This window comes from Brucella pecoris (genome assembly GCF_006376675.1).
GTDB classification, from domain to species: domain Bacteria; phylum Pseudomonadota; class Alphaproteobacteria; order Rhizobiales; family Rhizobiaceae; genus Brucella; species Brucella pecoris.
Window position 1 is genome coordinate 69,855 of the sequence record NZ_VEWK01000012.1, and the last position, 25,281, is coordinate 95,135.

Here is a 25,281-nt window from a genome sequence, read left to right on the forward strand (position 1 = left end):
ACATGATGCAGATACCGCTTTCATTGCTTGAGCGCGACGTGCGGGTCATTGCAGAAATAGGACGCTTGCGGTTTTCACCTTTGAGCCTGATCGGCGGCAAGGGCAACAGGCTGATAGAGGAAGGTGGGCGTTCCATCCTTGATCTGTCTGGCTCTGCCGGACCTGCTGCTCTGGGGTATGGTCATCCGGCTATTGTTGAAGCGGTTGAAAAATCTGTTCGCGATATGGCGGGTGCAAGCTTGTTGCTTTACCCGAACGAGCCTGCCGTTTCGCTTGCCGAAGACTTGCTGCGCATCACCCCCGGCATTGGCGAGCGTCGCGTGTGGTTTGGTCATTCGGGATCAGATGCCAATGATTGTGCGGTACGCGTACTAACTGCCGCCACCAAGCGCTCACGTATCATATCTTTTATCGGTTCTTACCACGGTAATCTGACTGGTTCGATGGGGATCAGCGGTCACACTGCGATGACACATACATTGCCGCGCCCCGGTGTATTGCTGTTGCCATATCCTGATCCGTTCAGGCCACGCTTTTCCGCGGAAGCCGTGCTTGAACTTCTCGATTATCACTTCGCTACAAGCTGCCCGCCAGAGCAAGTTGCGGCTGTGTTCATCGAGCCGATCTTATCAGATGGTGGTCTCGTCGTGCCTCCGCCGGCCTTTTTGGAAGCATTGCAGGATCGTTGTCGCAAACATGGAATTCTGGTGGTAGTCGATGAGGTCAAGGTTGGCCTTGGCCGAACCGGGCTGATGCATTGTTTCCAGCATGAAGGGCTTGCGCCAGACATGGTGGTGTTCGGAAAAGGTCTTGGAGGTGGTTTACCTCTTTCTGCGGTTGTTGGACCGCAATGGGTGATGGATCACGCGCCTGCGTTTGTGTTGCAAACCACAGCCGGAAATCCAGTGGCGACTGCTGCCGGTCGCGCTGTACTCAATACGATTGAGAGGCAAGGACTTGCCCAACGATCGGAGCGGGTTGGGGGGCTTTTCGCAGATCGCCTGCGCCGGCTCAGCGATAGGCATTCCATCATCGGGGATGTACGCGGCAGAGGGCTAGCGATTGGCGTTGATCTCGTGAGTGATCGTGGCTCACGTGAGCCGGCTCCGGTAACGACGACCGCGAAAATTATATATCGCGGCTATCAACTCGGCGCAGCTTTCACCTATGTCGGTCTCAACGCGAATGTTCTGGAATTCATGCCTTCATTGACACTGACTGAAGCGGAAATAGATGAGGCGGTAGGTATCGTAGATCAGTCGATTGCGGATGTCTTGGATGGTAAGGTGGCGGATAGTGACGTTACGCGCTTTATGATGTGGTAGGATGTTATAGGAATAATCGACCGTTAGAGATTATAGCAGACGCCTACCATCTAGAAACATAAAACTGCATAGAGTTATCGCGCTGTGGTTCCAGAGGTTTCCAGATAAGGAGGCCAAGGAAGGACGCTGTTGAGCGTTTCTAAAGGGTCTTCGACGGCACTCAGCCGCTCGTAACGCTCGTCCAAATCCCAAAAGCCGGGCTACCCACGCATTGTTCGCTCCCTGCAAATCACACATGCAGGATTGAATCACGATTTGCACAAAAGCGGAGAGTATTTCGAGGTGTACAGGTGGTTACCAGCGAGGAAACCGGCGTTCGCATCACCAGACTGAGATCGGAACAAGATTTGCAAAAATGGTACGCTAAGGTCGTACGAAGTGTGAGCCTTCATCGCGGACCCGCATGATTGTCTGGCGGCTGGTCCCAAATTTCTTGGCGATTGCCGAGACACTCATCTCTTTTGCAAGATCGTGACGCACGTCCTGCTTCTGTTCATCGCTGAGTGTTGAGGGCCGGCCACGCGTCTTGCCTTCTGACCTCGCACGCTTCAGACCAGATTGCGTCAGTTCGATCGGCAAATCGCGCTCGAACTGGGCGCCAGCGTTGAGCGCCTGCATGATCATAATGCCAAAAAAACTGGTGAGGTCCGCGCCACCGATTGCGAGACAATAGACCTGCACGCTCATTTCGGCGAACGCCTTGACGGTGGTGCTGATATCGATACATCGCGGTCGAGCCGATCGAGTTTGGTGTCTCACCGGCATCTATTCCTGGGATGCCGAGCGGCTTACCCTGCAAAGCTTGAGGTCGTTGCGGCTGCCCGGACAATGCCTTCGGGTCGCATGATGTTCATCGTTCGTTCGACCTAAACGTACGAGGCCTTTATAAACCAAAGACAGCAAATGGCTTGTAGTAGCGCTTGCATGCGATTCTTCGGCCAACCCCGAAGGAGGTAAAACAAGCTCGGCGGCACGGTTGAGATTGACCATTTCTATCTCGGTGGCAAGCCTAGAAAACGGCCTGACGAGGCTCCATCAGGAAGAAGCCGCAAAGGGCAGACGAAGACGGAAAAGACGCCTGCCGTAGCGATTGTGCAGCGACCAGGCGATACCATGCCGGGTTCTCCTACTGGCGATGTCCGTGTATCCACCGTTTCAGGTCTGTCGTTGGCGTGGTCGCAACACAGGTTGAGCTTCACTCGCATCTGATGAGTGATGAAACCAAAACATTTATGGCGATTGGTGAAAGCTTTGCCATACACGAGACGGTCAATCATTCCAGCCGTGAATATGCGCGCGGTCCCGTGCATGTCAATCCAGTTGAGGGTTTCAATGCTCGTGTACGCAGGACCCTCGCCGGCGTCTTTCGTAATATTAGCCCCCAACTTGCCGATTTGTATTTCCATGAAATGAGGTTCCGTTGGTCGCAGCGCATTGTTTCAGGGCAAGTAATGCGTAAGAACAGGAGCGGCAAGCAAAGCCTGAAAACCCTGTGGTCACGCGTACCGCCTGCGTTGCAGCTGTTACAAGTATTCCGTTCGGCAACCGGACGCCAAATGCGACGAAGCCCCCGTGGTGGAATCATCATCAAATCCTCAATGGTTGTCTTTGGTTGATAAAGGCCTCGTACGATTCTTTGCAAATCCTGTTCCGACTCCGTTTGACATGTGTTCCTTGTTACGCCTATTGTTCACTTATGTGGACAAAAGGTACATATTTATGATTATAGACGCAATCGAAGATGGACAGGTACAGGCGCCTCTAAGCATTTACGACAAGCTTTACATTGGTGGTGAATGGGTTGGACCTGTCGACGGCGGCATGATGGAAAGTATTGATCCGGCAACGGGCAAGCCATGGGCACGCGTGGCTTATGGCGGTGTAAAGGATATAGACCTTGCAGTTGCTGCAGCGCGTGAAGCCTTCGAAGGTGCATGGGGTCAAACGACACCGCAAGAACGTGCGGAATTATTGTGCAAATTTGCCAACCTCTATCAATCGCGTGCCGCCGAACTGGCCGAACTGGAAACGCGCGATTCTGGCCGCGCACTCCGTGAATCGCGGGTGGATGTCGGTGGTCATCATAACACCTATCGCTGGTTCGCGTCCCTAGCCGACAAGCTCGGCGGACGTACCATCCCCATGGACAACAGCGTGCATGCCTTTACCTCGCGTGTGCCTTTGGGCGTCGTCGGCGCGATCACGCCTTGGAATGCGCCACTGATGATCTCCTGCTGGAAACTCGCCCCCGCGTTGGCGGCGGGTTGTACGGTTGTCCTCAAACCGGCGGAGCAAACGCCGGTCACTGCCCTGGAACTGGCGAAGCTGTTTGATGAAGCTGGCTTTCCGGCCGGGGTCGTCAATGTCGTGCCGGGTTATGGGCGCAACGGCGCGGGTGAAAGGCTGACCGCACATCCCGATGTCGACAAGATTTCCTTCACCGGCGAAGGTGCTACGGCGAAAGCCATTCTCAAAACCGGCGCGGATACGCTCAAACGTTTTTCGTTCGAGCTAGGTGGCAAGGCGCCACATATCATCTTCGCGGATGCGAATCTCGAACAGGCGCTGAACGCCGCCACCGGCTCTGCATGGGCGCTAGCGGGACAAAGCTGCGCGCTTGGCTCCCGTGTTCTTGTGGAGCGCTCCATCTATGATCAGGTCGTCGAAGCGTTCATACAACGCGCCGGAAAGGTTCGGGTGGGCATGCCGCTTGATCAGGCGACGCATATGGGGCCGCAGAACAACGCCGAACAGCTCGAAAAAACCTTGTCCTTCATCGATATTGGCAAAAATGACGGCGCGGAGCTGGTCACCGGCGGGCAGCGCATCCAGCGCGACGGAATGGACGGCGGTTATTTCGTCGAGCCTACGGTCTTCGCCAATGCGAACAATGACATGCGTATCGCGCGCGAAGAAATTTTCGGCCCGGTCGCGACCATCATTCCATTCGACGGTGAAGAAGAAGCCGTCGCCATTGCGAACGATACCACATACGGGCTTACCGCTGGCCTGTGGACGAATGATATCGGTCGCGCGCACCGTGTCTCCTCACGCATCCGCGCCGGCATGGTCTGGGTCAATACATATCGTTACATCCGCTGGACAACCCCTTATGGCGGTTTCAAAGCCAGTGGATGGGGACGAGAAAACGGAGTCGAGGCGTTGGATAGCTATCTTGAAACGCGCACCACCGTTATCAGCACAACGGGGCGTTTTCCTGACGCCTATGCAGACTGAAATACCAACGGGAGGAAATGAATATGCGTCTGGCGAACAAACTCGTGGCGGTTACCGCCGCCGCTTCCGGAATGGGGCGCGCGGGGGTGGAGCTTTTCCTGCGCGAGGGCGCGAAGGTAGCGGCGATAGATGTCAATGCCGAAGCACTCGAAAAACTCAGCCATGAGATGGTTTCAAAAGGCTACGAGCTTGAAACCGTCACCGCGGACCTTTCTGATACAGCCGAGGCGAAAAGTTCGGTGCACGTGGCAGCGGAAAAGCTTGGTGGAATAGACGCCATGTGGGCTCATGCAGGAACGCCCGGTCCCGGCGGTATCGAAAATCTCGATCTCGAAGCTTACGAAAGATCCATATCGCTCAACGTGACATCGGCGGTTCTGGCGGCCGGCGAAGTCGTCGGGCACATGCGCAAACGCGGCGGCGGATCGCTGATCTTCACCGCATCCGTTTCAGGACTGGTGGGTTCGATGTTCGCGCCTATTTATTCCCTTCAAAAATTCGGCGTCGTCGGCCTGACCAAATCCTTAGCGCAAACTTTCGCTCCCGACAATATTCGCGTCAACGTCGTATGCCCCGGTCTTGCCGACACCCCGATGGGGCCCGGTTTTACCAGCCGCCGCGGCGACCCGGAGGAGGCTGCCGCCAATCTGGCGAAAATGCTGACCGCTGTGCCACTCGGCCGCCTTTGCAAGGCGGAAGAAGTAGCTCATGCGGCCCTGTGGCTAGCTTCCGACGATGCATCTTTCGTAACCGGCGTCGCTCTGCCCATCGACGGTGGTTTTACCTGCCGATAACAGCTTCCCCCCGCGAGCTTCTCATATGGTCGGTGTTGCGTACTGTCCAAAGCCTTACGGAATATTGCAAAATACAAAAAGCAACGGTGTTAGGTGTCAAGCACCGTTGCGTTTGCGTCCCGGATTCTCGCGTTGAGGATAATGATCATTTTTCGCATGACGGCGACGAGTGCGACTTTGCTCGGCTTTCCCTTTTGCTTGAGGCGCTGGAAGAACGCCTTCATGTCCGGATCGAAACGAATGGCGGGCAGCGCTGCGACGTAAAGCGCGTCGCGCAGATGTCTTCTACCGCCTGCAATCATGCGTTTGCCGCGCATCAGTCCGCTATCGCGATTAAGCGGCGCAACGCCAACCAGCTTGGCAATCTTTCCTTTGTCCATATGCCCCAGCTCCGGCAGGTCGGCCAGAATGAAGCATGCCGTTCGCAGGCCGATTCCTTTGAGCGACATCAAAACCTCAGCCTTCCGGCCAAGGTCCGCATCCGCTTTCAGGCAAGCCGTCATTGCGTCCACAACAGTCTGGCGCTGATCGAGCAAGAAATTCAGGCTTTCCTCGACCCAGTCTTTCGTTTGCCCGCTCGCCTTCTCCCGGCGATTTTTCTCCTGCACGATCATGTGCGACAATTGTCTGTAACGGCTGACGAAATCCGCCAAAACCCGTTCCCGGGAGGAGCGTTGAAGCAGAATTCCTGTTTCCATGCGCATTGCATAATCGGCAAGAATGAAGGCGTCGATCCTGTCGGTCCTGGAGAGCTGGCCACCGGCACGTGCAAACTATAGGACCTGCTTCGCATTGACCTTGGCAACGGGCAGTCGTGCGGCCTGCAAGGCGGCAACGACATGGCGTTCGTAACCGCCGGTCGGCTCAAGGACCAGCCTTTCGATCCCCTCCAGAGAGACCACAAAGGTGAGAAAATCAGCAATACCTGCCGGGGTGTTTTGATAGGCGGCCATCTGGCCATCGGGCAGAACGCAGACATCCAGAGATGATTTTGATATGTCGATGCCGACAAAACGACTAGTATAAGACATGAGGCTGGTCTCCCTTATACGCGAGCGCGAAGCTCTCTCAACGGTGCCACAAGACCTCAAAAGCTGCAAAGGGTTCTGCTTTTTTACGAACGAAAGTTCCTGCCGGGCACGACCCAACCTCTTTGCAACCGTCAGTGCGGTGTTGCATTCACCCCAATGACAAACGAGGCCGGAACGAAGTTTACCGTTCCGGCCTCAAATGTATAAGCCGGTGCATGTACCGGCTTTCATTCCGTTCCCCGCTAAATTCAGAGTTTGCCGTACTGCTCTGCTGCAGCCACTATCTTGCGGGCAGCTTTTTCATGAGGCCTATCGATCATCTGTCCGTCAAGGTTGACCGTTCCCCTATCTGGGCTAGCTTCAATGGCCGAGACGATACGGCGAGCGCGCGCGATTTCCTCTTCTCGCGGCAGAAAGGCCTGATTGACCACCTCTATATGTGATGGATGAATAATGGCCTTCGCTGAAAACCCATCCCGGGATGCGGATACCGCCTCAGCCGCAACATGATCGAGATTGCGTATATCGGTACAAACCGCGTCGATAGCCATGACGCCGGACGCGGCAGCGCCCATGAGACACAGATTACGAGCCAGACGAAACGGTTCTTCATAAATGCCCGCCCGGCTGTTGGCGTGCGCGCCGAGACATGCCGCCAGATCTTCGGCACCCCACATCAGCCCCAGCAACCTTGGCCCCGCATCGCGATAGGTACCCAGACCGAACAGTGATTCCGGCGTCTCCGTTGCAATAGCAATGATCCTTGTGAAGCCCGGTCTCTGTCCGTTTGCAGCTTCCAGACCATCGAGCCATAGGGACAACGTGTGTATATCTGCACCCGACCGGCATTTCGGCAGGACGATCCCGTCTGGTGCCAGAGGCAGAATACTGGCGAGGTCGTCAAGAGTCGTGCCCGTATCCAGCGCATTGACGCGCACAAAGCGTTTCTGGGGCGTCGCCGGTGTTCTTAACATATGGCCAACAGTTTGCCGTGCAGCTATTTTGGCTTCCTGCGCTACCGAATCTTCCAGATCGAGTATAAGCGCATCCGCATCGCTGCCACGCGCTTTCTCATATTTACGAATGCTGTTTCCGGGTACGAAGAGCAGAGAACGCATCAGGTGACATCCTTCTTGCGCATCATGGCTATACGTCGGCAAACGGCAACTATGGTCGCGTCTTGATTAATGCAGCGGTGTTCGAACTCCACGAGCCCGGCATCGGGCCGTGACCGACTTTCGCGTTTGGACACGACCCTCGTATGGCTGCGCAACGTATCGCCGTGGAAAACCGGATGCGGGAAGCTGACGTCCGACATGCCCAGATTGCCGACGGTCGTCCCCAAGGTAGTGTCGTAAACGCTCATGCCGATCATGATTCCCAGCGTAAGAAGGCTGTTGAACAGCGGTTGACCCCACTCGGTTTGCGCCGCGAAATGGGCGTCGATATGCAGGGGCTGCGGATTGAGGGTCATCAGGCTGAAGGTGATATTGTCAGCTTCCGTTACGGTTCTGCTCAACTCATGAGCGAACTCATGGCCAATAACAAAATCTTCGAAATATAATCCCGCCATAGTCTTGTTCCGCTCCTTGCCGGACATGCTGAATTTGAAATGAGAACGGTTCCGCGGGCATTCAGTCGGTGGCCATCAGGCGGCATCCCGGTTCGGCCATAGCGGCACCGTCGGCGAAAAGATCGTCCACTTCGCTATCGCTGAAACCGGCTTCTTTCAGGATTTCAATCGTATGCTGTCCCTGACGCGGAGCAGGAGTTTCGGACGATGCCGGAGTGCGTGACCAGCGAACCGGCACATTCATGGAGCGTATCACCCCCTCGCTGGGATGATCTACGCGTTCGAAAAACCCCGTAGCCACTAAATGCCTGTCGTCGAGAATGGACCTGAAATCGTGCATCGGCATAATGGGCACATCCGCTTTTTCGAGAAGAATAAGCCATTCTGCAGTGCTGCGGGTTAGAAACACCTCTGACAGCCAATCATAAACTTTATCGATATGTTTCATTCGCGAGGCAAAGGTCGAAAAGTGCGGATCCGTTTGTGAGATATCCGGCTGCCCGATCGCCCTGAAGAAACGCTCCCAATGCCCGTCAGTGTAAACCAGTGCGCAAATATGCCCGTCACTTGTCTTATAGGGGCGACGGTTGCGAGACAGAAGCCGTGCATAACCACCATTATCGAGCGGAGGATCAAAGGTGAGACCGCCAAGATGATCGCTCATCAGAAGGCTCACCATCGTTTCGAACATGGGAATGTCGACGCGCTGTCCTTTACCTGTACGATTGCGCTCGATGACTGACGCCAGAATTGCATTTATCGCGGAAAGACCAACAATCCGGTCGCAAATTGCAGCGGGAACATAACCTGGCTCACCATCATTGACGCGCGAAAAAAGATAGGAAAGCGTGGACGCCCCCTGTATCAGATCATCATAGGCCGGACGATCTGCATAAGGGCCCGCCTGATTGTAACCATAAAGGCCTACATAAATGATATGGGGATTGACTGCCGCAACGTCTTCATAAAGCAGCCCCAGCCTTTCCATGGCCTTCAGGCGCACATTAAAAATCAGCACGTCCGCATGTGTGCACAAGCGCAAAAGAGCGCTACGCCCGCCCGATGTCTTAAGGTCCAGTGTTATCGAACGTTTCGACCGGTTCGAATTCATGAAAACCGGTCCCATTCCGTCGTGCTGGGCTGGGCCGATCTGGCGGATCACATCGCCTTCCGGCGCTTCTACCTTAATGATGTCTGCCCCGTAATCCCCCAGAATCTGCGTGGCATAAGGGCCCATTAAAACTGTCGTCATGTCAAGGATGCGCAGCCCGTCTAATGGTCCCATAACGTTTCCTCCCAGTTCATATCTATGACTCGATATACACAATAGTGTATATATAATCCATATATATGAATAGAAATATGTCACTCATTTGAGATCATCCGTGCATGAGATGATTTTCCCGGTGCTTATGCTTTTGATTCACAGGATTAATGGACTCATTTCAAACAGCTGTATCGTTTTCACACGACTATGGATTGTCGGGCGCTCTATCCTGAAGTAGCCTGAAGAAGGTATCGATGCCATCCGGCTGGTGTCGTCAGTTATTCAGGGAGTGTGCCGGAAACTCCGAGAGAGTCGACTAACTTGCTGGTAAAACAGGCGGCGAACGTTCTCGAAATACTTGAATTTTATGCGGTATATAAAAAGCCTGCCACCCTGGCTGAAGTCTCGCAACATTTTGGTTGGCCAAGGTCGAGCACGTTCAATCTTCTGTCGACGCTCGTTGATCGAGGATTCCTCTACGAACCGCGGGCACGCGGAGGTTTTTTTCCAACTTCCCGCTGGCTTGCCTTATCACAGGAGATAGCCGCGGCTGAACCGCTGCCTGATGTCTTATTGAAGTTACTTCACGATCTGGCGCAGCGCACGGGAGAAACCGTCTGGATCGCGGCACCAAGCGGGCAACATGCCGTGTTCCTCGAAGTTATCGAAGCCTCGGCCTCTATTCGTTACACGGCTAAAGCAGGTAACCGCGTCCCGCTCTACGCGACCGCCACAGGGCAGGCGCTACTTTGCCAGATGACTGAGACCCAGCGAAATTCGATCCTGCGCAAGACTGTATTTGAACGTTATGGGGAAGGAACGCCTATGAGTATCGAGACGGTCGAAAATAGCATTCGAACTTCGCTGCACAGGGGCTGGTTCTCAAGTGCTTCGGCATATAATCCCGATCTTTGCGGGGTCGCCGTTCCACTGAAAATTGATCAGCGTATTCTTGCTGTTACGGTCGCCGGTCCGTTATTCCGAATGAAGGACCGTGCGGAAGAAATGGCCGACCATCTTAACCAACTGATAGAGATGTATCTGAGCCAACGCACACCGGGCTAGGAACATAGGCCCAAACCTCTGCGGAAGTGTTTCAGCAATATTTTTGCAATTTTGGGAAGGTCGAATTCCGCCGGAAGTGACCTCTTATGTCGATTCGCTTCAATCCCTTGATGGGCCATGAATAATCCGGACCACTGTACATCGACAAAAATATCCGTCTTTACCAGTCGTATACCACCGATCTTTCGAGGCTGCGCTGGTTCGCCTTTGCACAGCATCGCTTTATGGCGGTCAAAACAGTGAAGGCTTAAAGCAAACCAGAAATCCCGAATATTATCCCATGCAGTTGTGTCCAAGGGCAGTTTTGTGAAGTTGATAAATTATCCATGTACACGGATATAAAATCTCTATATATGGATAAATAGATGTCGGGTTCGCTCTGGTGAGCCTTGCGGACGGACAGCACCAGGAGCTTTGGGAGGAGCTAATGAAGACGATCGTGATCGGACTCTGTGCGCTTGCGGCAGCGGTCAGCCTGCAGAATATTGCCATGGCACAGCAGAAGACTGACGTGAAACTGGGAGTGCTCGCCGATATGAGCGGCATTTTCTCCGATATTGGGGGCGAAGGGTCCGTCATTGCAACGCGCATGGCGGTCGAAGACTTCATGAAGAAGCCGGAAGCACAGGGCTTTAAAGTCGAGGTTGTTTCGGCTGACGCACAGAACAAGTCTGACATCTCATCGGCAATTGCACGCAAGTGGTTCGATACAGACGGCGTCCATGCATTGGTGGACATGCCGACAAGCGCCATTTCGCTGGCTCTGGCTCCTCTTGCACGTGACAAGAACAAGGTTGTCCTGTTGACCGCTTCAGGCACGTCTGATCTTACGGGGACGGCGTGCACACCGAACTCGGTTCATTGGACCTATGACACATGGGCGCTCGCTCACGGCACTGCTGACGCGCTGACACAGGAAGGGAAGAAGAATTGGTACTTCCTTACCGTCGATTTCGCACTCGGTCATTCGCTCGAGCGCGATGCGTCGGACGTTGTAAAGGCGAGTGGCGGTAAGGTACTTGGTTCTGTGCGTCACCCGACCGATGCAGTGGACTTTTCTTCATATCTGCTTCAAGCGCAAGGGAGCGGAGCGGACATCATCGCACTGGCCAATACAGGCGGGGATGCCATCAACGCGCTGAAACAGGCCAGAGAGTTTGGCATGATCGGTGGGAACCAGACCTTTGCCGGAATGCTGATGTTTCTGTCGGACATCCATTCCACGGGTCTGGAAACAGCCCAGGGATTGTTGCTGACGACCGGCTTTTATTGGGATCGCAACGACCAGACACGCGCCTTCGCCGAACGCTTCGCAGCTCTGAATCATGGACGCAAGCCGACCATGAATCAGGCTGGCGCCTATTCCGCTACGCTTGCTTATCTAGATGCGGTGGTAAAGGTGGGCTCACCGGAAGATGGGGCGGCTGTCGTACGTGCGATGCGCCAGCGGGAAACTTTTGAAGACCCACTATTCGGTAAGACTTTCCTGCGCGAAGATGGGCGCGTCTTGCACGATATGCTGCTTGTGCAGGTGAAAAAGCCTGAAGAATCCAGCAAATCCTATGACTATTACAAAATCGTCAAGGTTCTACCTGGCGACACGGCTTTCCGTTCTATCGAGGAGGGCGGGTGTCAACTGGTCAAATGATAGATGGTACCGGCTTAGAAGGTGTGCTTTCATCAAGGGGCGCGGGGTAGTGTGGCCTTCGATGCGCTATTCTTTCAAATGAGGCATCGTGAGCCCAACGTCGAGTTGATCTCGAAAGTTGATGGAAAATGCAATGATCACGTCTATTGCTGTGAAACAGAGACCTTCCTGCAGCGTTCTGTCGGCGCGCGAACTGGGCAAGTCTTTTGGCGGCTTTCACGCGGTCAAGAATGTCGATCTCGATGTGGAACATGCCCGCGTTCATGCGCTGATCGGCCCGAACGGCGCCGGCAAGACCACCGTTTTCAACCTCTTGACCAAATTCTTGCAGCCTTCGAGTGGCGAGATCACGCTTCTGGGCGAAACCATCACCAAAACCGATCCGGCCAAAGTGGCCCGCATGGGGCTGGTGCGCTCATTCCAGATTTCAGCCACCTTCCCGCATCTGACGGTGCTGGAAAACGTCAAGGTTGCGCTGCAGCGCCCCAACGGGCTTGCCACGCAGTTCTGGCGCTCGCTGTCAGCGCTTGACCAGCTCGATGCACAGGCCGTTGCGCTTCTGGAGCGTGTCGGTCTGGCCGATGCCCGCCATGCGCTGGCCGCCGATCTCTCCTATGGCCGCAAGCGCGCTCTCGAAATCGCCACCACGCTGGCGCTCGATCCGAAGGTGCTGCTGCTCGACGAGCCGATGGCCGGCATGGGCCATGAAGACGTCCACACCATTGCCGCCCTCATTGCCGACGTGGCGAAGGATCGCGCGGTCTTGATGGTCGAACACAATCTCAAGGTGGTGGCCGACATTGCCCACCACGTCACGGTGCTGCAGCGCGGCGAAATTCTCGCCTCCGGCGATTATGCCACCGTCTCGAAGGACGAGCGCGTGCGCACCGCCTATATGGGAACCGAACATGAATAGAGGCCAACCGCTCCTGTCCGTGCGCGGGCTCAATGCCTGGTATGGCGAAAGCCATGCCCTGCATGGCGTCGACCTCGACATCTGGCCCGGCGAAACGATCACGCTTCTGGGCCGCAATGGCGTCGGCAAGACGACGACGCTGCGCGCCATCATGGGCATCATCCGCAAGCGCACCGGCACCATCACGCTCGAAGGCAGGGACATCATGCGTGTGCCGCTGCACCGCATCGCCTATGCAGGCCTCGGCTTTGTGCCCGAGGAGCGCGGCATCTTCGCCACCTTGAGCGTGCATGAAAACCTGCTTCTGCCGCCCGTCGTCGCCAAGGACGATCGGGGGGGCAGTCAGAGCCTCATGTCCCTGGATGAGATCTACGAACTCTTTCCCAACCTGCATGAGCGCCGCAACAGCCCCGGCACCAAGCTGTCGGGTGGCGAACAGCAGATGCTGGCGATTGCACGCATCCTGCGCACCGGGGTCAAGGTGCTGCTGCTCGACGAGCCGACCGAAGGTCTTGCGCCCGTCATCGTGCAGCGCATCGGCGATGTGCTGGTGGAGCTGAAGAAACGCGGCATGACCGTGCTTCTGGTCGAGCAGAATTTCCGTTTTGCCGCCAAGGTCGCAGACCGCTTCTATCTCATGGATCATGGCGTGGTGACGGAGAACTTCCCGACCGCCGAGCTGCCCGACCGCATGGCAGCGCTCAACGAAGCCTTGGGAGTCTGACATGACAATGATCTTCGGTATTCCCCTGCAGGCGCTTCTCGGGCAGTTGCTGGTTGGCCTCATCAATGGCTCGTTCTACGCCATGCTGAGCCTTGGCCTTGCCATCATCTTCGGGCTGTTGCGCATCATCAACTTTGCCCATGGCGCACAATATATGCTGGGCGCTTTTGTCGGCTATCTGCTGTTGAGCTGGCTTGGCATCGGCTATTGGCCAGCCCTTGTTCTGGCTCCGATCATCGTCGGTCTCGGCGGGGCGATCGTCGAGCGCGTGGCGCTGTCACGGCTTTATAATCTCGATCCGCTCTATGGCCTGCTCTTCACCTTCGGCCTGGCGCTCGTGATCGAAGGCACGTTCCGCTATTATTACGGCGCGGCCGGACAGCCCTATGCGGTGCCGCCGTCACTGGCAGGCGGGCATAATCTCGGCTTCATGTTCCTGCCGAACTATCGCGCCTGGGTGGTTGTTGCCTCGCTGTTCGTCTGTCTCGGCACCTGGCTCCTGATCGAAAAGACCAAGCTTGGCGCCTATCTGCGGGCCGCGACGGAAAACCCGACGCTGGTGAAGGCCTTCGGCATCAATGTGCCGCTGCTTTTGACCTTCACCTATGCGCTGGGTGCTGCCCTTGCCGGTGTTGCCGGCATCATGGCCGCGCCGATCTATCAGGTCAGCCCGCTGATGGGCTCCAACATCATCATCGTGGTCTTCGCCGTGGTGGTGGTCGGCGGCATGGGGTCGATCCTCGGCGCCATCATCACCGGCTATGTTCTGGGGCTCGCGGAAGGTCTTACCAAGGTCTTCTATCCGGAAGCCTCCAGCATCGTCATCTTCGTCATCATGGCTATCGTCCTTCTGGTTCGACCCGCCGGACTGTTCGGGAAGGAGGCCTGATATGGCTGATACCGCTCTCAAGGCTACTCCCAAGGCAACCGCAGCCCCGCGCGACAGCAGGGCGCCCGCCGTCAACAGTCTCTCCGCCATCATCCTCGGCATTGCCCTCGTCGGGCTGCTGGCGGCACCCTTCATGGTGTACCCCATCTTCCTGATGAAGATGCTGTGCTTTGCGCTGTTTGCATCCGCCTTCAACCTCCTGCTTGGCTATACAGGCATTCTCTCCTTCGGCCATGCGGCCTTCTTTGGCGGCGCGGCCTATATCACGGCCCATACCGTGAAAGTCTGGGGTGTGACACCGGAACTGGGGTTGGTGCTCGGCGTTCTCGCCGCAGCAGCGCTTGGCCTCGTCATCGGCTATCTCGCCATTCGCCGTCAGGGCATCTATTCGACGATGATTACGCTGGCATTGGCGCAGATGTTCTTCTTCTTCTGCCTGCAGACCGCTTTCACCCATGGCGAAGACGGATTGCAGGGTGTGCCGCGTGGGTTTCTCTTCGGCATCATCGATCTCAACCAGCCGATGAACATGTATTATTTCGTGCTGGCCGTGTTCGTGCTGGGTGTCTTCGTCATCTGGCGCATCATCAACTCGCCCTTCGGCATGATCCTGAAGTCGGTGCGCGAGAATGAAAACCGCGCCGTCTCGCTCGGCTATTCCGTCAACCGCTACAAGCTTGCAGCCTTTGTCATGTCGGCGGGACTTGCAGGTCTCGCAGGCGGACTGAAGGCGCTTGTCTTCCAGTTTGCAACGCTGACCGATGTCGGCTGGCAGATGTCGGGCGAGGTCATCCTGATGACGCTTCTGGGCGGCATCGGAACCCTCATCGGTCCCATCGTCGGTGCCGCCTTCGTCGTCGCGCTGCAGAACTATCTCGCAACATCCGATTTCCCGGTCACGATCGTGACGGGCCTCATCTTCATGGCATGCGTCCTCCTCTTCCGTAAGGGAATCGTAGGCGAGTTCTATGCATCGCGGATTGGAAAGAAATCCTGTGCAGGTCACTAAACATTGCGACACGGACGTGACTTTGAAATTGGCCACAATACTCCCGAAGCCCGTGACGGGGAATGTGATGCCGAGGATATTAATAACTCGGTATCACCGTTAGATGAGAAAATGGCTACAAATAAGCATTTCCGAAATTTCGTTTTTTCCTTTTCGTACTCAAACCCGCAAGTATCATATTCTTCCAGCTTCTACGATCCGTTGTAGGAATGCAGCGGTGCGTTCACCGTTTGGGTTTGCGAAAATCTGCTCCGGCGTACCTTCCTCATAAACGCGGCCTTCTGCGAGAAAGCAGATCTTGCTGGAAACCTCCCGAGCAAATCCCATTTCATGGGTTGCAAGCAGCATTGTCATGCCATCTGCGGCCAGGTCCCGGACAATATTGAGCACTTCTGAGACGAGTTCAGGGTCGAGTGCAGAGGTGATTTCATCCAGCAGCAGGATCATCGGGCTCATTGCAAGTGCGCGTATGATTGCAACGCGCTGTTGTTGCCCGCCAGAAAGACGGTCCGGATAAGCATCTGCCTTATGCGCCAGTCCGATCCTTTCAAGCAACGGCAGGGCAATTGCTGTCGCATCCGTCCTGCTGTGACCCAGCACTTTACAAGGCGCCAGAATGATATTTTCAACTACCGTCATGTGCGGAAACAGATTGTAGCTTTGAAAGACGATGCCAACGTCACGGCGCAGGGCGTCTACATCGACACCCGGTCCGGTGATACGATCATCGTGAATGCGGATTTCGCCGGTGTCGATGGTTTCCAAACCATTCATGCATCGAAGCAGTGTCGATTTTCCGCAGCCTGAAGCGCCGATAAGGCAAACGACCTGATGCTCTTCGACTTCCAGGTTCAACCCGTCGAAAACCTTGAAATCACCATAGCTTTTGGAAATATTCTTTACTTCTATCATAGCCATTGCAAAAAACCTTATGCGGCGCGCCTCCGGCGCTGGTCTCGCTCCAAGATCCGATCAACAAAACGCGCTTGTGGAATGGTAATCAGGATGAAAATGAAAGCCACGACAGAGACCGGTGACAGGTTGAAGTGATTGCTTGAGAGGATTTTTGCCTGGTTGAAGGCGTCGACAGATCCGATGATGTTGACGAGCGCCGTGTCCTTCTGCAATCCAATGAAATCATTGAGCAAGGGCGGCACAATGCGTCGAACTGCCTGTGGGATGATGACGTGACGCATAGTCTGCACATAGGATAGGCCCAGCGATCGTGCTGCCGCAACCTGGCTCCAGTGAATGCCTTCGATACCGGAGCGATAAACCTCAGCAACATAGGCGCCATAGGTCAAGGTCAGCGCAATGATGGCGTAAGTTTCGACCGATAGGCCGCTTAGTATCGGTAGCCCTCTCAGTGGAAACCCAAATCCAACCAGATATATGGTTATGATGGCCGGCATCCCGCGAAAGACATCCGTGTAAAGAATGGCGAGCGCTCTGATGGGAGCGCCGGTCTTGCCCGGAACAAGCCGTGCAATGGCAACAACTAGGCCCCATACGAGAACGCAGATTTCGGCAATCAGAAAGATGTAAATGTTGACCCAGAATGCCTTGAGTATCAGGGGAAACGATTGCCACACGAGCGCGGGTGACAGGAAGGTCTTGCTGACGGCAAGATCATTGGTCAGCAGAAACTGCGCAAGCGCCACGATAACCGTTGCCAATACACAAAAGCCGATTGTAAAGTGCGCGTAATCCAGGGCTTTGGCGGTTGCAACGCGCGCCTCGATAAGCTGGTGAGCTTCAACCGCTCTTCGTGCGTCCTGCGTTTTCAGTATGGTTTGCAGGGTCGGCCAGCAAAGCAACAATATGCAAATGAGTGCAATCATCGGTATGGCGCTGGCCAGTACTGGCGGCACATCAAGCAACATGGCTTCCTGATAGGCTTGCCGAGAGGTGAGCCACAGCCCGCTTGCAACCAGAAAGAAACATATTACCGCCGTGGCCATCCAACCGCGAACGTCCTTTGGCGCAGCACCTGCGCCAAAGGAACGTTTGCTGTTTTGGGAAGATAGGGCCGGTCCACTTGAAGAAATCGAAGTCATGCCACTCCCTCCAACGGTTATGGCTGAAGGTAAGGTATTGTGGTTGGGTCAGCGCCCCAGACGCCGGATAGATAAGTCGATGCCATTTTCTTCAGCGTGCCATCGGTGCGCATGTCATCAATCACCTTGTCAATGGCTTGTTTGTTGGGCGAGTTTTTCGGCAGGATTGCACCGTAGGATTCACCCGTTTCATATTGTCCAGCAATTTCCAGCGCGCCGTTCGACTTGGCTGCCTGCGCCATCAAAATTGCGGTGTCGGTAACAGCAGCATCAATCTGTCCGGCCATAAGTGCTGCGAACATTGCAGGATTTTCGGAATAAACGCGAATGTCTGACGGTTCTATGTGATCAGTGACGAAGCTTGCGCCGGTGGTCCCTTGCAGAACACCAATGCGGAACGTCTTCATTGCTGAGGCATCAATTTTTTTTCCTGTCTTCACAAGAACGCCGATATCGGAGGAAAAATAAGGCGATGAGAAGTCGATAACCTTCTTGCGCTCATCGGTGATCGATAGTGTCGCCATCCCCAGATCTTTCTTCTGGTTATTGTTGGCAATCATCGCGGGAACCGATGAGACGACGAGTTTCACCTCATCAAAGCCAGCACGGTGAGCGATATTCGCCGCAAGACAGTATTCAAACCCGTCAACGATTTGATCGGGGGTATCGCCATTTAGCCAACCCGGGTTGGGGAGTGCTATCTCCGCTGTAATTACGCCTGGATTAGCCGGCGTTATCGAGATATCGCCCTTCTTTCCGGACAATATACATTTTGTGATTTCATTGGCAGATGCCATGCCGGTCGAAGATAACAGAATTGCGGACGCAATAAACAGCGCCCCAGAAATTACTCTGGTGGTTTTCATGCCGCTCCCCTTTTTGATAGTTACATTGGTTCGGTTTCGTATCTCAACGTTCACACGATCCGAGCATCTGGAGATTAGCAGCAGCGCTAGAAAAAGTTTGTCTCGTGCAGGACTGAAAGTTGATTGATTTGGCCAATTTGAGGCAATTATGGTCTGAACTACTTGAATTTGGCTGATTGGTCGTCACAATCGACAAGGTGGCGGAAGAACCATGTTCCGCTGGGAGCTACCATGAAACGCAGCGCAGATTATCCACTCACGATCCGACCCGTCGTCACATTGTCGGATGAGTACCCGGCTGGTTATGTCGATCCGTTTCATAGCCATGAACGCGCACAGCTCAGTTTCTCTATATCTGGTGTGCTGTGCATCACAACAGAAGACGCGAGCTATATTCTCCCTCCCAATCGCGCAATCTGGATACCATCGGGTGTGCGCCACCAGACCAGTTGCAAGGAAAACGTCAGATTTCACGTCGTCTACATTGATCCGACACTCGACAATCTGCCTGAAAAGTGCCGCGTATTCGAGGTGTCCGACCTCATATGTGCGCTGATCGGAGAAATCGTAACTTTCAACTTCGCTTATGATGAAGCTGGTCGAGAGGGTCGGATTGTGCGTTTGCTTCTCGACGAAATACCGAGAATGCCGACAATGAATATTCACATACCTATGCCACGTGATAATCGTATCTTGCGTGTGTGCAACAAGCTGATTGAAAATCCAGGCGATCAGAGCGATATCGACCATTGGGCTTCCCTCGCCAACATGGGGCGCCGGACCTTCACCCGTATCTTCAAGAACGAAACTGGTATGGGCATGGCGACCTGGCGACTGCAGGTGAGGCTGATGCATGCAGTTTCACTGTTGCATGCGGGCCATTCCATCACGTCTGTTGCCTTTAGTACCGGTTATGAAAGCGTGTCGGCTTTCACTTCGGTTTTTCATCGTTCCTTTGGTTTTCCACCCAGCCACTATCGTGCTGCGCAGAATTTGTCGCGACGCTCGATAACGGCCTGAATGAGAGAATAAAAGACCCGGCAGGGTGAGCGGCACAAGTCAAATAATTGCTAAGATCCTCCCGTCAAGACAAATGATAGGGACATTCCGGTGAACAAAACTATTCTGGCTGCGCAACCCGAACACGAGCTCTCCCCTATCGATGAGGAGATCGGGCTCTTTCTGGCGAAGATGCGCGAAAGTTGGGCCAAGCACCCATCACTGTTATCCGTATCCACGGCGGAAGCGCGTAAAATTGCGGAAATTGTTCGCGAACCGTTCCGCCGAGGTGGTCCTGACATCGCTGATATACGCGATTTGTCTATCCCGACGCGACATGGCGCGATGCGGGCGCGGCTCTACAATCCCGGCGTTGGTGATGAAGCGCCGTTGTTGGTCTATCTCCATGGCGGTGGCTTCACACTGTTCAGCATCGACACCCATGACCGGCTGATGCGCGAATATGCTGCAGCCGCGAGGGTCAAGGTTCTTGGGTTGGACTATTATCTGTCGCCGGAACACAAATATCCTGTGGCTATCGATCAGGTTGAAGATACGTTGCATTGGCTGAAGACAGCAGATATCGGCATTGCTCTCGACCGGGTGGCTATCGGCGGAGATTCCGCTGGTGGCAATATCAGCATGGCGGTTGCAATCCGTTTGCGGGAAAATGGCGAGGGAGAATTCCTCAAAGGCGTTCTCTTCAATTATGCAGGCTTTGCGACTGAGTGTTCAGATGAAGCAGAAGCATTGCATGGTGGTCCCGGCTCGGTCATGGATCGTGAAGAGATCAACTATTATTATGCGAATTATACGCGTTCGGTCGAGGATCTGGTAAGTCCCGAAATCTATTCGCTCAAGGCGCGGGTCCATGATCTTCCGCCAACATTTTTTGTTATTCCAGATCGCGATATAATCGCCGATAACAGCTATGCGATGGTTGCCAAGTTACAGGATGCTGGCGCGCAGCCTGACTACAAGATCTATCGGGGCGCAACGCATTCTTTCCTGGAAGCGATGTCCATGTCGGGCCTGGCGCGTGAGGCGATTGCCGATGGCGCTCGTTTCGTGGCGATGGTTCTAAAAAGCCAAGAGGAAGGAAGTGCACGTTGACGAGCAAAGTGGAGCAGCCATTGTTCTCCGAGTTGGAATTTCAGGAGCTGGTTGCATTTCGGCATGAGTTGCATCGCAATCCGGAGGTTTCTGGGCATGAGTATGAGACAGCGCAACGTTTTGTCTCATTTCTCGCACCTTTAAAGCCGGATCGCATTGTGACCGCTCTCGGTAGAACCGGCGTGGCTGTTGTTTTCGAAGGCCGTGAAGCTGGTCCAACAGTTCTGTTCCGTTGCGAACTGGATGCCTTGCCGATTGCCGAAACAGGCGGTGTCGCCTACGCATCGCTTATTCCGGGTAAGGGACATATGTGCGGTCATGACGGCCATATGGCTACAATGGCCGCATTTGCACGCGTTCTTTCGCGAAATCGCCCGGTAAAGGGAAGGGCTGTTTTGCTGTTTCAGCCAGCTGAGGAAACCGGGGCGGGTGCATTGGCAGTCCTTGAAGATCCAGCGTTTGAGGAAATACGGCCTGATCTGTCTTTTTCACTGCATAATATGCCGGGTTATGAACTTGGTTATTGCGTGTTGAAAACCGGTCCGGTCAATTGTGCGTCGCGCGGTCTCCGGCTTCGTTTGACGGGGCGTACGGCACATGCTTCGACGCCCGAAACGGGCAAGTCCCCTATGGCTGCTATGGCACGCCTGATGCCTGAACTTTTAGCCTTTTCAGAAGGTCTACCAGAGTCCGGTCAGGAGATTGGTGCTTCATTTGCAATGATTACCGTGACACATGCCTCGCTGGGCGAGCCAACCTTTGGAGTGGCACCGGGGTCAGCCGAAATCTGGGCCACTTTACGCACCTTGACTGACAACCGCATGGACGTGCTGCAAGCCGATGTCGAAACGCTCGTTCATGAGCTTGCGCATGAGGAAGGTCTTGATGTTGCGATAGACTATCATGATGTCTTTCAGCATTGCGAAAACAGCCCTGAAACTGTTGAACATTTGACGACTGCTATGGCTGATGAAGGCGTGGCTTTCGGGTCGGGTGATTTACCAATGCGTGGATCAGAGGATTTTGGGCGGTTCCGTTCTGTTGGCCCGTCGGCAATGTTCTTTCTCGGCGCGGGATACGAAGCGCAGGCCCTTCATAGCCCCGATTATGATTTTCCGGATGAACTCATACCGATTGGCGCAGGCATATTTGCCCGCGTGGCTCGCAATATACTAGGTTAATCTGTTAATATGCTAAACGGCTGTCTTTATACCGCTTTAATCGCCTCACGGTTGAAGGGATGATGAAGGAATAAAATGAGTGATAAGTTCATTACCTGGTCGGATCAGGATGTATCGGATGTCATCAATGCCTATCCGATGGCCAGTATTCTGGGGTTAGTTGAAGATCCTTTGACGCTTGATATGCCCGTTTTGCTGGAAACGGATGCATCGGGGAAGCACGTTAGCCTGTTGGGGCATTTGCCGCGTCGCTCGGATTTGGCCAGCACTAATGAAGCACAATCGCGGGCAGTATTCATTTTCCGCGGACCTGCCGGTTATATTTCTCCAGCGATGGCCGGAAGATCAAACTGGGCGCCAACCTGGAATTTTATCACCGTCAAGATAATCGCAGATATCAGCACGGATGATCAGTTGACCGATGAAGCTCTTCGATGCACCGTCGCTCACATGGAAAAGGATCAGCAGTCGCCATGGTCTGTCGATCAGTTGGGCGAGCGCTATGAGAAGCTCAAGGCGGCGGTCATTGGGTTCAGAGCGCGGATCATTTCGGTGTCGGCACGTTTCAAGCTTGGTCAGGATGAAAACTCTGAAACCTTCGAGCACATTATCGGCTGCTTGAGCGATGCGAAACTCAAATACTGGATGTTGCGAATGAGAGAAGCCGAAGGCATCGAGGAAGCCCCCGCATCGGTGGGCAATCCGGTTGTGAAATCGAAAAAGGTAGAGCCCACGCTCTGATATTGTTTTTCAGTTCAGGTGTCGCGCAAGGAAACCGTAAAACGCCTCATTGTCGGCATGGGCAACATTCAACCGAATTCCCCGGCGTGCCACGTTGTTCTTATCCAGACAGAAGACGCTTCCGGGCGCGATAAATATACCTTCCTTTGCGCCTCGTTTCGCCAGTTCGATGTCGTCAATATGCGGAGGAAGCAGAAGATAGAGGTAGTATCCGCCGCCGTTGTCTGAAAAAACGCGATATCCCTGCATTGTAAGCTGCCGAATCGAGCGGTCTGCGGCTGCATCTATGCGATTTGACAGGCGCTTGAGATGTCTGTCGTAGTGTCCTTCGACAAGCAGCCTGTGTATCAGTCGTTCGATATGACCGGAACTGTTGACACTTGTGAGCATCTTAAGCTCGGTGAGTGCATTAATCTGCTCGGCGTTACCGACGATATAGCCGCTGCGCAGACTGGCAGAAAGCGTCTTCGAGAATGTGCCGATTGACATGACGCGGTTGAGCTGGTCGAGCGTTACCAGCCGGCTTGGGACGCTCGGAGCGAGGTCTGAAAAGGGATCGTCTTCGATAATTGTAATGTCGTGTTGAGTTGCAGCATTTAGTAAGGCATGGGCGACAGGCAAGCTGGTCGAGCTGCCTGTCGGATTGTGGCCAATCGATTGGGTGAAGAACAATCGCGGACGTTCAGACGCAGCTTTCGCGATGAAATCGGCGACATCTGGCCCTTCAGCTGTTCTGCGTACGCCAACCATCCGTATCTGCGCCAGTTTCAGCTTTGCAAAGAGCGGATAGTAGCCTGGCTCGTCAACGAGTACGACGTCTCCTGGCGAGAGAAAGGCCCGAACAATGAGGTCTAGCGCGTGATTGGCGCCAAATGTCAGCAAAACCTGCTCTTGCGGTGTGTTGAGATGCTGTGAGGTCAACCTTTTGCAGATTTCCTGCCGAAGCGGTGGGAAACCAAGTGCGGAGCCGTAAGCATCGGTGCCGGCGGTATAAGTGAGGCCGGAAACACCCAGATGACGTTTGATCTCCGACTCTTCAGCCCAGGACGCTGGGGGGCGGCCATCGCCGACACGGATCGAAAAGCTTTCATCAAGCTGAGCGCTGAGAAGCGATGCAATATCGACGGCCTCTGCCACATGACGCGGGCGGCTGTTGCGCTGCAGATCCTGCGGCACGCAGACCACGAATCCCGAGCCCGGTCGGGCAACGGCAAAGCCCGCTGCGACAAGCCGATCATACACCTCAATAATGGTATTCTTGGAAACGTCATATCGTTCGGCTGCTTTGCGGATCGACATCATGCGGCTTCCGGCCGGGCGCTGTCCGCGAGCAATTTCGCTGCTCAACTGCGCGAACAATCGATCTGTAAGTGTTCCGGACTGCTCTGGCACATTGTTAAAGCTCGTCAATGGCTTGCCTCTCGTATGGGTACAGTTTGGTAACAATTATAATTATCTGTACCTGTTCAACCATACCAATAACGTCGTTTCCTGATCAAGAGGAAGAATACATGGGAGGCGGCATTGGCCGACATGCAGAGTAGCGAAATACATCAGATCAGTTCCCGTCTTGAGAACTTGCGCAACCTGACACCACAGGAGCGCATGGCGCGTGTTGCGGAGGCTACAGGTTTCGAAACTGCGCGGCAGAAGGCTTTTGAGCCAGGTGCATTACCGCTCTCACTTGCAAATGGAATGATTGAGAATGTTATCGGAACATTCGAACTGCCGATTGGTATTGCCACGAATTTCACGATTAACGGCAAAGATTACCTTATTCCGATGGCGGTTGAAGAGCCATCGGTTGTGGCTGCTGCATCTTACATGGCAAGGCTTGCACGGGTTGGTGGTGGTTTTTTAACCTCTAGCAGCGGACCGGTTATGCGTGCGCAGATTCAGGTCATCAATGTGACGGACCCGCATGGGGCCCGGGCGCGCATTCTACGCGAGCGCGGCGCAATTATGGCTGCTGCCAATGCACGCGACAAAGTGCTGGTCTCGCTTGGTGGTGGATGTCGCGATATCGAGGTTCATATCTTCGACGATACGCTGGTTGGTCCTATGCTTGCGGCTCACCTCATTGTCGATGTCCGCGATGCTATGGGGGCGAATACCGTCAACACCATGGCCGAAACAGTGGCGCCGCTTATCGAAAAAATTTCAGGCGGTGTGGTGCGCCTGCGTATTCTTTCAAATTTTGCGGACCTTCGTCTGGCGCGTGCTACCGTGCGGCTCTCGCCAGAAGTGCTCAAGACAGATCAATATGATGGTGCGCGTATCGCGCAGGGTATTGTGGAGGCCTGTGCTTTTGCTGTTGTCGACCCATATCGGGCTGCCACCCATAACAAGGGTATTATGAACGGGATTGATCCCGTGGTTGTGGCCACTGGCAATGACTGGCGTGCGATTGAGGCCGGTGCTCATGCGTTTGCTGCGCGCAGCGGTCGTTACACCTCACTCACCCGATGGGAAATTGATAACGAGAACCACCTCGTCGGAACGTTGGAATTGCCAATGGCCCTCGGCATTGTTGGGGGAGCAACCAAAACCCATCCTTCGGCTCAGGCTGCATTGCATATTCTTGGGGTGACATCCGCACAGGAGTTGGCGGAAGTCACGACCGCAGTTGGGCTGGCTCAAAACATGGCAGCTCTACGAGCGCTTGCGACAGAGGGAATACAGCGTGGTCACATGGCACTTCACGCACGCAATATCGCCATTGTTGCCGGAGCGGTGGGCGACGAAATCGAACATGTAGCTGCAACACTTGCAGCCAATCACGATGTCCGGGTGGACCGGGCAAAGGAGCTGCTGGATGCAATGCGCATGCAAAAAGCGTAAATAAA

The 25,281-nt window shown here is 54.5% G+C and carries 21 protein-coding genes and 3 pseudogenes; 15 read left to right on the top strand and 9 right to left on the bottom strand.

Annotated features, from left to right (window positions below; all coding sequences use genetic code 11):
• Window positions 1-2: 2 nt before the first annotated feature.
• A complete protein-coding gene (locus FIB18_RS19590; RefSeq protein ID WP_235894928.1) occupies window positions 3-1,325 on the top strand; it encodes an aspartate aminotransferase family protein in 1,323 nt (440 codons plus the stop codon).
• Between the two features lie 363 nt (window positions 1,326-1,688).
• On the opposite strand, the pseudogene FIB18_RS19595 reads toward FIB18_RS19590, so the two are convergent.
• A pseudogene (locus FIB18_RS19595) lies at window positions 1,689-2,077 on the bottom strand (recombinase family protein); the annotation flags it as partial.
• A 211-nt stretch (window positions 2,078-2,288) separates the two neighbouring features.
• Between FIB18_RS19595 and FIB18_RS19600 the strand changes: the two are divergent.
• From FIB18_RS19600 to FIB18_RS19610, 3 genes and pseudogenes are all read left to right on the top strand, one after another.
• Window positions 2,289-2,941 (top strand): annotated as a pseudogene (locus FIB18_RS19600) (IS1595 family transposase); the annotation flags it as partial.
• Between the two features lie 103 nt (window positions 2,942-3,044).
• Window positions 3,045-4,562 carry an aldehyde dehydrogenase gene (locus FIB18_RS19605; RefSeq protein ID WP_140022296.1) on the top strand — a complete coding sequence of 506 codons (1,518 nt, stop codon included), beginning with the start codon at window positions 3,045-3,047 and terminating at the stop codon, window positions 4,560-4,562.
• Between the two features lie 23 nt (window positions 4,563-4,585).
• On the top strand, window positions 4,586-5,356 hold the full coding sequence (locus tag FIB18_RS19610) for an SDR family NAD(P)-dependent oxidoreductase (RefSeq protein ID WP_140022297.1): 771 nt from the start codon (window positions 4,586-4,588) through the stop codon (window positions 5,354-5,356).
• 89 nt (window positions 5,357-5,445) lie between these two features.
• Here FIB18_RS19610 and FIB18_RS25530 read toward each other — a convergent pair.
• The 4 genes and pseudogenes from FIB18_RS25530 to FIB18_RS19635 all read right to left on the bottom strand — a co-directional run bounded on the left by FIB18_RS25530 (window position 5,446) and on the right by FIB18_RS19635 (window position 9,245).
• Window positions 5,446-6,387, bottom strand: a pseudogene (locus tag FIB18_RS25530) (IS110 family RNA-guided transposase).
• A gap of 248 nt (window positions 6,388-6,635) precedes the next feature.
• On the bottom strand, window positions 6,636-7,505 hold the full coding sequence (locus FIB18_RS19625; protein WP_140022300.1) for an HpcH/HpaI aldolase/citrate lyase family protein: 870 nt from the start codon (window positions 7,503-7,505) through the stop codon (window positions 6,636-6,638).
• A complete protein-coding gene (locus FIB18_RS19630) occupies window positions 7,505-7,960 on the bottom strand; it encodes a MaoC family dehydratase (protein WP_140022301.1) in 456 nt (151 codons plus the stop codon). Before FIB18_RS19630 ends, FIB18_RS19625 begins: the two co-directional genes overlap by 1 nt.
• Window positions 7,961-8,021: 61 nt before the next feature.
• The gene (locus FIB18_RS19635; protein WP_140022302.1) at window positions 8,022-9,245 is read right to left on the bottom strand and encodes a CaiB/BaiF CoA transferase family protein; all 1,224 of its coding nucleotides are present in this window, start codon (window positions 9,243-9,245) and stop codon (window positions 8,022-8,024) included.
• A 303-nt stretch (window positions 9,246-9,548) separates the two neighbouring features.
• Between FIB18_RS19635 and FIB18_RS19640 the strand changes: the two genes are divergently transcribed.
• The 6 genes from FIB18_RS19640 (at window position 9,549) to FIB18_RS19665 (ending at window position 15,478) form a co-directional block, all read left to right on the top strand.
• Window positions 9,549-10,292 (top strand): IclR family transcriptional regulator, encoded by a 744-nt coding sequence (locus FIB18_RS19640; protein ID WP_140022303.1) that lies wholly within the window; start codon window positions 9,549-9,551, stop codon window positions 10,290-10,292.
• 427 nt (window positions 10,293-10,719) lie between these two features.
• Window positions 10,720-11,940 (top strand): ABC transporter substrate-binding protein, encoded by a 1,221-nt coding sequence (locus FIB18_RS19645; protein WP_140022304.1) that lies wholly within the window; start codon window positions 10,720-10,722, stop codon window positions 11,938-11,940.
• Between the two features lie 133 nt (window positions 11,941-12,073).
• A complete protein-coding gene (locus tag FIB18_RS19650; protein ID WP_140022305.1) occupies window positions 12,074-12,856 on the top strand; it encodes an ABC transporter ATP-binding protein in 783 nt (260 codons plus the stop codon).
• Window positions 12,849-13,580, top strand: a complete 732-nt coding sequence (locus FIB18_RS19655; RefSeq protein ID WP_140022306.1) for an ABC transporter ATP-binding protein — start codon at window positions 12,849-12,851, stop codon at window positions 13,578-13,580. Before FIB18_RS19650 ends, FIB18_RS19655 begins: the two co-directional genes overlap by 8 nt.
• A gap of 1 nt (window position 13,581) precedes the next feature.
• Entirely contained in the window at window positions 13,582-14,469 is an 888-nt protein-coding gene (locus FIB18_RS19660; protein WP_140022307.1) for a branched-chain amino acid ABC transporter permease, read from the top strand.
• 1 nt (window position 14,470) lies between these two features.
• Window positions 14,471-15,478 (top strand): branched-chain amino acid ABC transporter permease, encoded by a 1,008-nt coding sequence (locus FIB18_RS19665; RefSeq protein WP_140022308.1) that lies wholly within the window; start codon window positions 14,471-14,473, stop codon window positions 15,476-15,478.
• A 174-nt stretch (window positions 15,479-15,652) separates the two neighbouring features.
• Here FIB18_RS19665 and FIB18_RS19670 read toward each other — a convergent pair whose 3' ends face one another.
• The 3 genes from FIB18_RS19670 to FIB18_RS19680 are packed head-to-tail and all read right to left on the bottom strand — an operon-like array spanning window position 15,653 to window position 18,401.
• Window positions 15,653-16,396, bottom strand: coding sequence for an amino acid ABC transporter ATP-binding protein (locus tag FIB18_RS19670; RefSeq protein ID WP_140022309.1), 744 nt, complete (start codon window positions 16,394-16,396; stop codon window positions 15,653-15,655).
• A gap of 11 nt (window positions 16,397-16,407) precedes the next feature.
• On the bottom strand, window positions 16,408-17,535 hold the full coding sequence (locus FIB18_RS19675) for an amino acid ABC transporter permease (protein WP_235894929.1): 1,128 nt from the start codon (window positions 17,533-17,535) through the stop codon (window positions 16,408-16,410).
• A gap of 17 nt (window positions 17,536-17,552) precedes the next feature.
• Window positions 17,553-18,401, bottom strand: a complete 849-nt coding sequence (locus FIB18_RS19680) for an ABC transporter substrate-binding protein (RefSeq protein WP_174977458.1) — start codon at window positions 18,399-18,401, stop codon at window positions 17,553-17,555.
• A 231-nt stretch (window positions 18,402-18,632) separates the two neighbouring features.
• Between FIB18_RS19680 and FIB18_RS19685 the strand changes: the two genes are divergently transcribed.
• The 4 genes from FIB18_RS19685 to FIB18_RS19700 all read left to right on the top strand — a co-directional run bounded on the left by FIB18_RS19685 (window position 18,633) and on the right by FIB18_RS19700 (window position 22,435).
• The gene (locus FIB18_RS19685) at window positions 18,633-19,421 is read left to right on the top strand and encodes an AraC family transcriptional regulator (RefSeq protein WP_140022310.1); all 789 of its coding nucleotides are present in this window, start codon (window positions 18,633-18,635) and stop codon (window positions 19,419-19,421) included.
• 90 nt (window positions 19,422-19,511) lie between these two features.
• Entirely contained in the window at window positions 19,512-20,513 is a 1,002-nt protein-coding gene (locus FIB18_RS19690) for an alpha/beta hydrolase fold domain-containing protein (protein WP_140022311.1), read from the top strand.
• A complete protein-coding gene (locus FIB18_RS19695) occupies window positions 20,510-21,694 on the top strand; it encodes an amidohydrolase (RefSeq protein ID WP_235894930.1) in 1,185 nt (394 codons plus the stop codon). The genes FIB18_RS19690 and FIB18_RS19695 overlap by 4 nt, the downstream gene beginning before the upstream one ends.
• A 75-nt stretch (window positions 21,695-21,769) precedes the next feature.
• Window positions 21,770-22,435, top strand: a complete 666-nt coding sequence (locus FIB18_RS19700) for an FMN-binding negative transcriptional regulator (RefSeq protein ID WP_140022312.1) — start codon at window positions 21,770-21,772, stop codon at window positions 22,433-22,435.
• Between the two features lie 9 nt (window positions 22,436-22,444).
• On the opposite strand, the gene FIB18_RS19705 is transcribed toward FIB18_RS19700, so the two are convergent.
• On the bottom strand, window positions 22,445-23,827 hold the full coding sequence (locus tag FIB18_RS19705; protein WP_235894933.1) for an aminotransferase-like domain-containing protein: 1,383 nt from the start codon (window positions 23,825-23,827) through the stop codon (window positions 22,445-22,447).
• Between the two features lie 141 nt (window positions 23,828-23,968).
• Here FIB18_RS19705 and FIB18_RS19710 point away from each other — a divergent pair, with 141 nt between their 5' ends.
• Window positions 23,969-25,276 carry a hydroxymethylglutaryl-CoA reductase, degradative gene (locus FIB18_RS19710; RefSeq protein WP_140022386.1) on the top strand — a complete coding sequence of 436 codons (1,308 nt, stop codon included), beginning with the start codon at window positions 23,969-23,971 and terminating at the stop codon, window positions 25,274-25,276.
• Window positions 25,277-25,281 lie beyond the last annotated feature (5 nt).

Excerpts from the sequence above, each read along its gene's own strand:
- FIB18_RS19590 (WP_235894928.1), top strand. The coding sequence starts at position 3 with ATGATGCAGATACCGCTTTCATTGCTTGAGCGCGACGTGCGGGTCATT.
- FIB18_RS19605 (WP_140022296.1), top strand. The coding sequence starts at position 3,045 with ATGATTATAGACGCAATCGAAGATGGACAGGTACAGGCGCCTCTAAGC.
- FIB18_RS19610 (WP_140022297.1), top strand. The coding sequence starts at position 4,586 with ATGCGTCTGGCGAACAAACTCGTGGCGGTTACCGCCGCCGCTTCCGGA.
- FIB18_RS19625 (WP_140022300.1), bottom strand. The coding sequence starts at position 7,505 with ATGCGTTCTCTGCTCTTCGTACCCGGAAACAGCATTCGTAAATATGAG.
- FIB18_RS19630 (WP_140022301.1), bottom strand. The coding sequence starts at position 7,960 with ATGGCGGGATTATATTTCGAAGATTTTGTTATTGGCCATGAGTTCGCT.
- FIB18_RS19635 (WP_140022302.1), bottom strand. The coding sequence starts at position 9,245 with ATGGGACCATTAGACGGGCTGCGCATCCTTGACATGACGACAGTTTTA.
- FIB18_RS19645 (WP_140022304.1), top strand. The coding sequence starts at position 10,720 with ATGAAGACGATCGTGATCGGACTCTGTGCGCTTGCGGCAGCGGTCAGC.
- FIB18_RS19650 (WP_140022305.1), top strand. The coding sequence starts at position 12,074 with ATGATCACGTCTATTGCTGTGAAACAGAGACCTTCCTGCAGCGTTCTG.
- FIB18_RS19655 (WP_140022306.1), top strand. The coding sequence starts at position 12,849 with ATGAATAGAGGCCAACCGCTCCTGTCCGTGCGCGGGCTCAATGCCTGG.
- FIB18_RS19660 (WP_140022307.1), top strand. The coding sequence starts at position 13,582 with ATGACAATGATCTTCGGTATTCCCCTGCAGGCGCTTCTCGGGCAGTTG.
- FIB18_RS19665 (WP_140022308.1), top strand. The coding sequence starts at position 14,471 with ATGGCTGATACCGCTCTCAAGGCTACTCCCAAGGCAACCGCAGCCCCG.
- FIB18_RS19670 (WP_140022309.1), bottom strand. The coding sequence starts at position 16,396 with ATGGCTATGATAGAAGTAAAGAATATTTCCAAAAGCTATGGTGATTTC.
- FIB18_RS19675 (WP_235894929.1), bottom strand. The coding sequence starts at position 17,535 with ATGACTTCGATTTCTTCAAGTGGACCGGCCCTATCTTCCCAAAACAGC.
- FIB18_RS19680 (WP_174977458.1), bottom strand. The coding sequence starts at position 18,401 with ATGAAAACCACCAGAGTAATTTCTGGGGCGCTGTTTATTGCGTCCGCA.
- FIB18_RS19685 (WP_140022310.1), top strand. The coding sequence starts at position 18,633 with ATGAAACGCAGCGCAGATTATCCACTCACGATCCGACCCGTCGTCACA.
- FIB18_RS19700 (WP_140022312.1), top strand. The coding sequence starts at position 21,770 with ATGAGTGATAAGTTCATTACCTGGTCGGATCAGGATGTATCGGATGTC.
- FIB18_RS19710 (WP_140022386.1), top strand. The coding sequence starts at position 23,969 with ATGCAGAGTAGCGAAATACATCAGATCAGTTCCCGTCTTGAGAACTTG.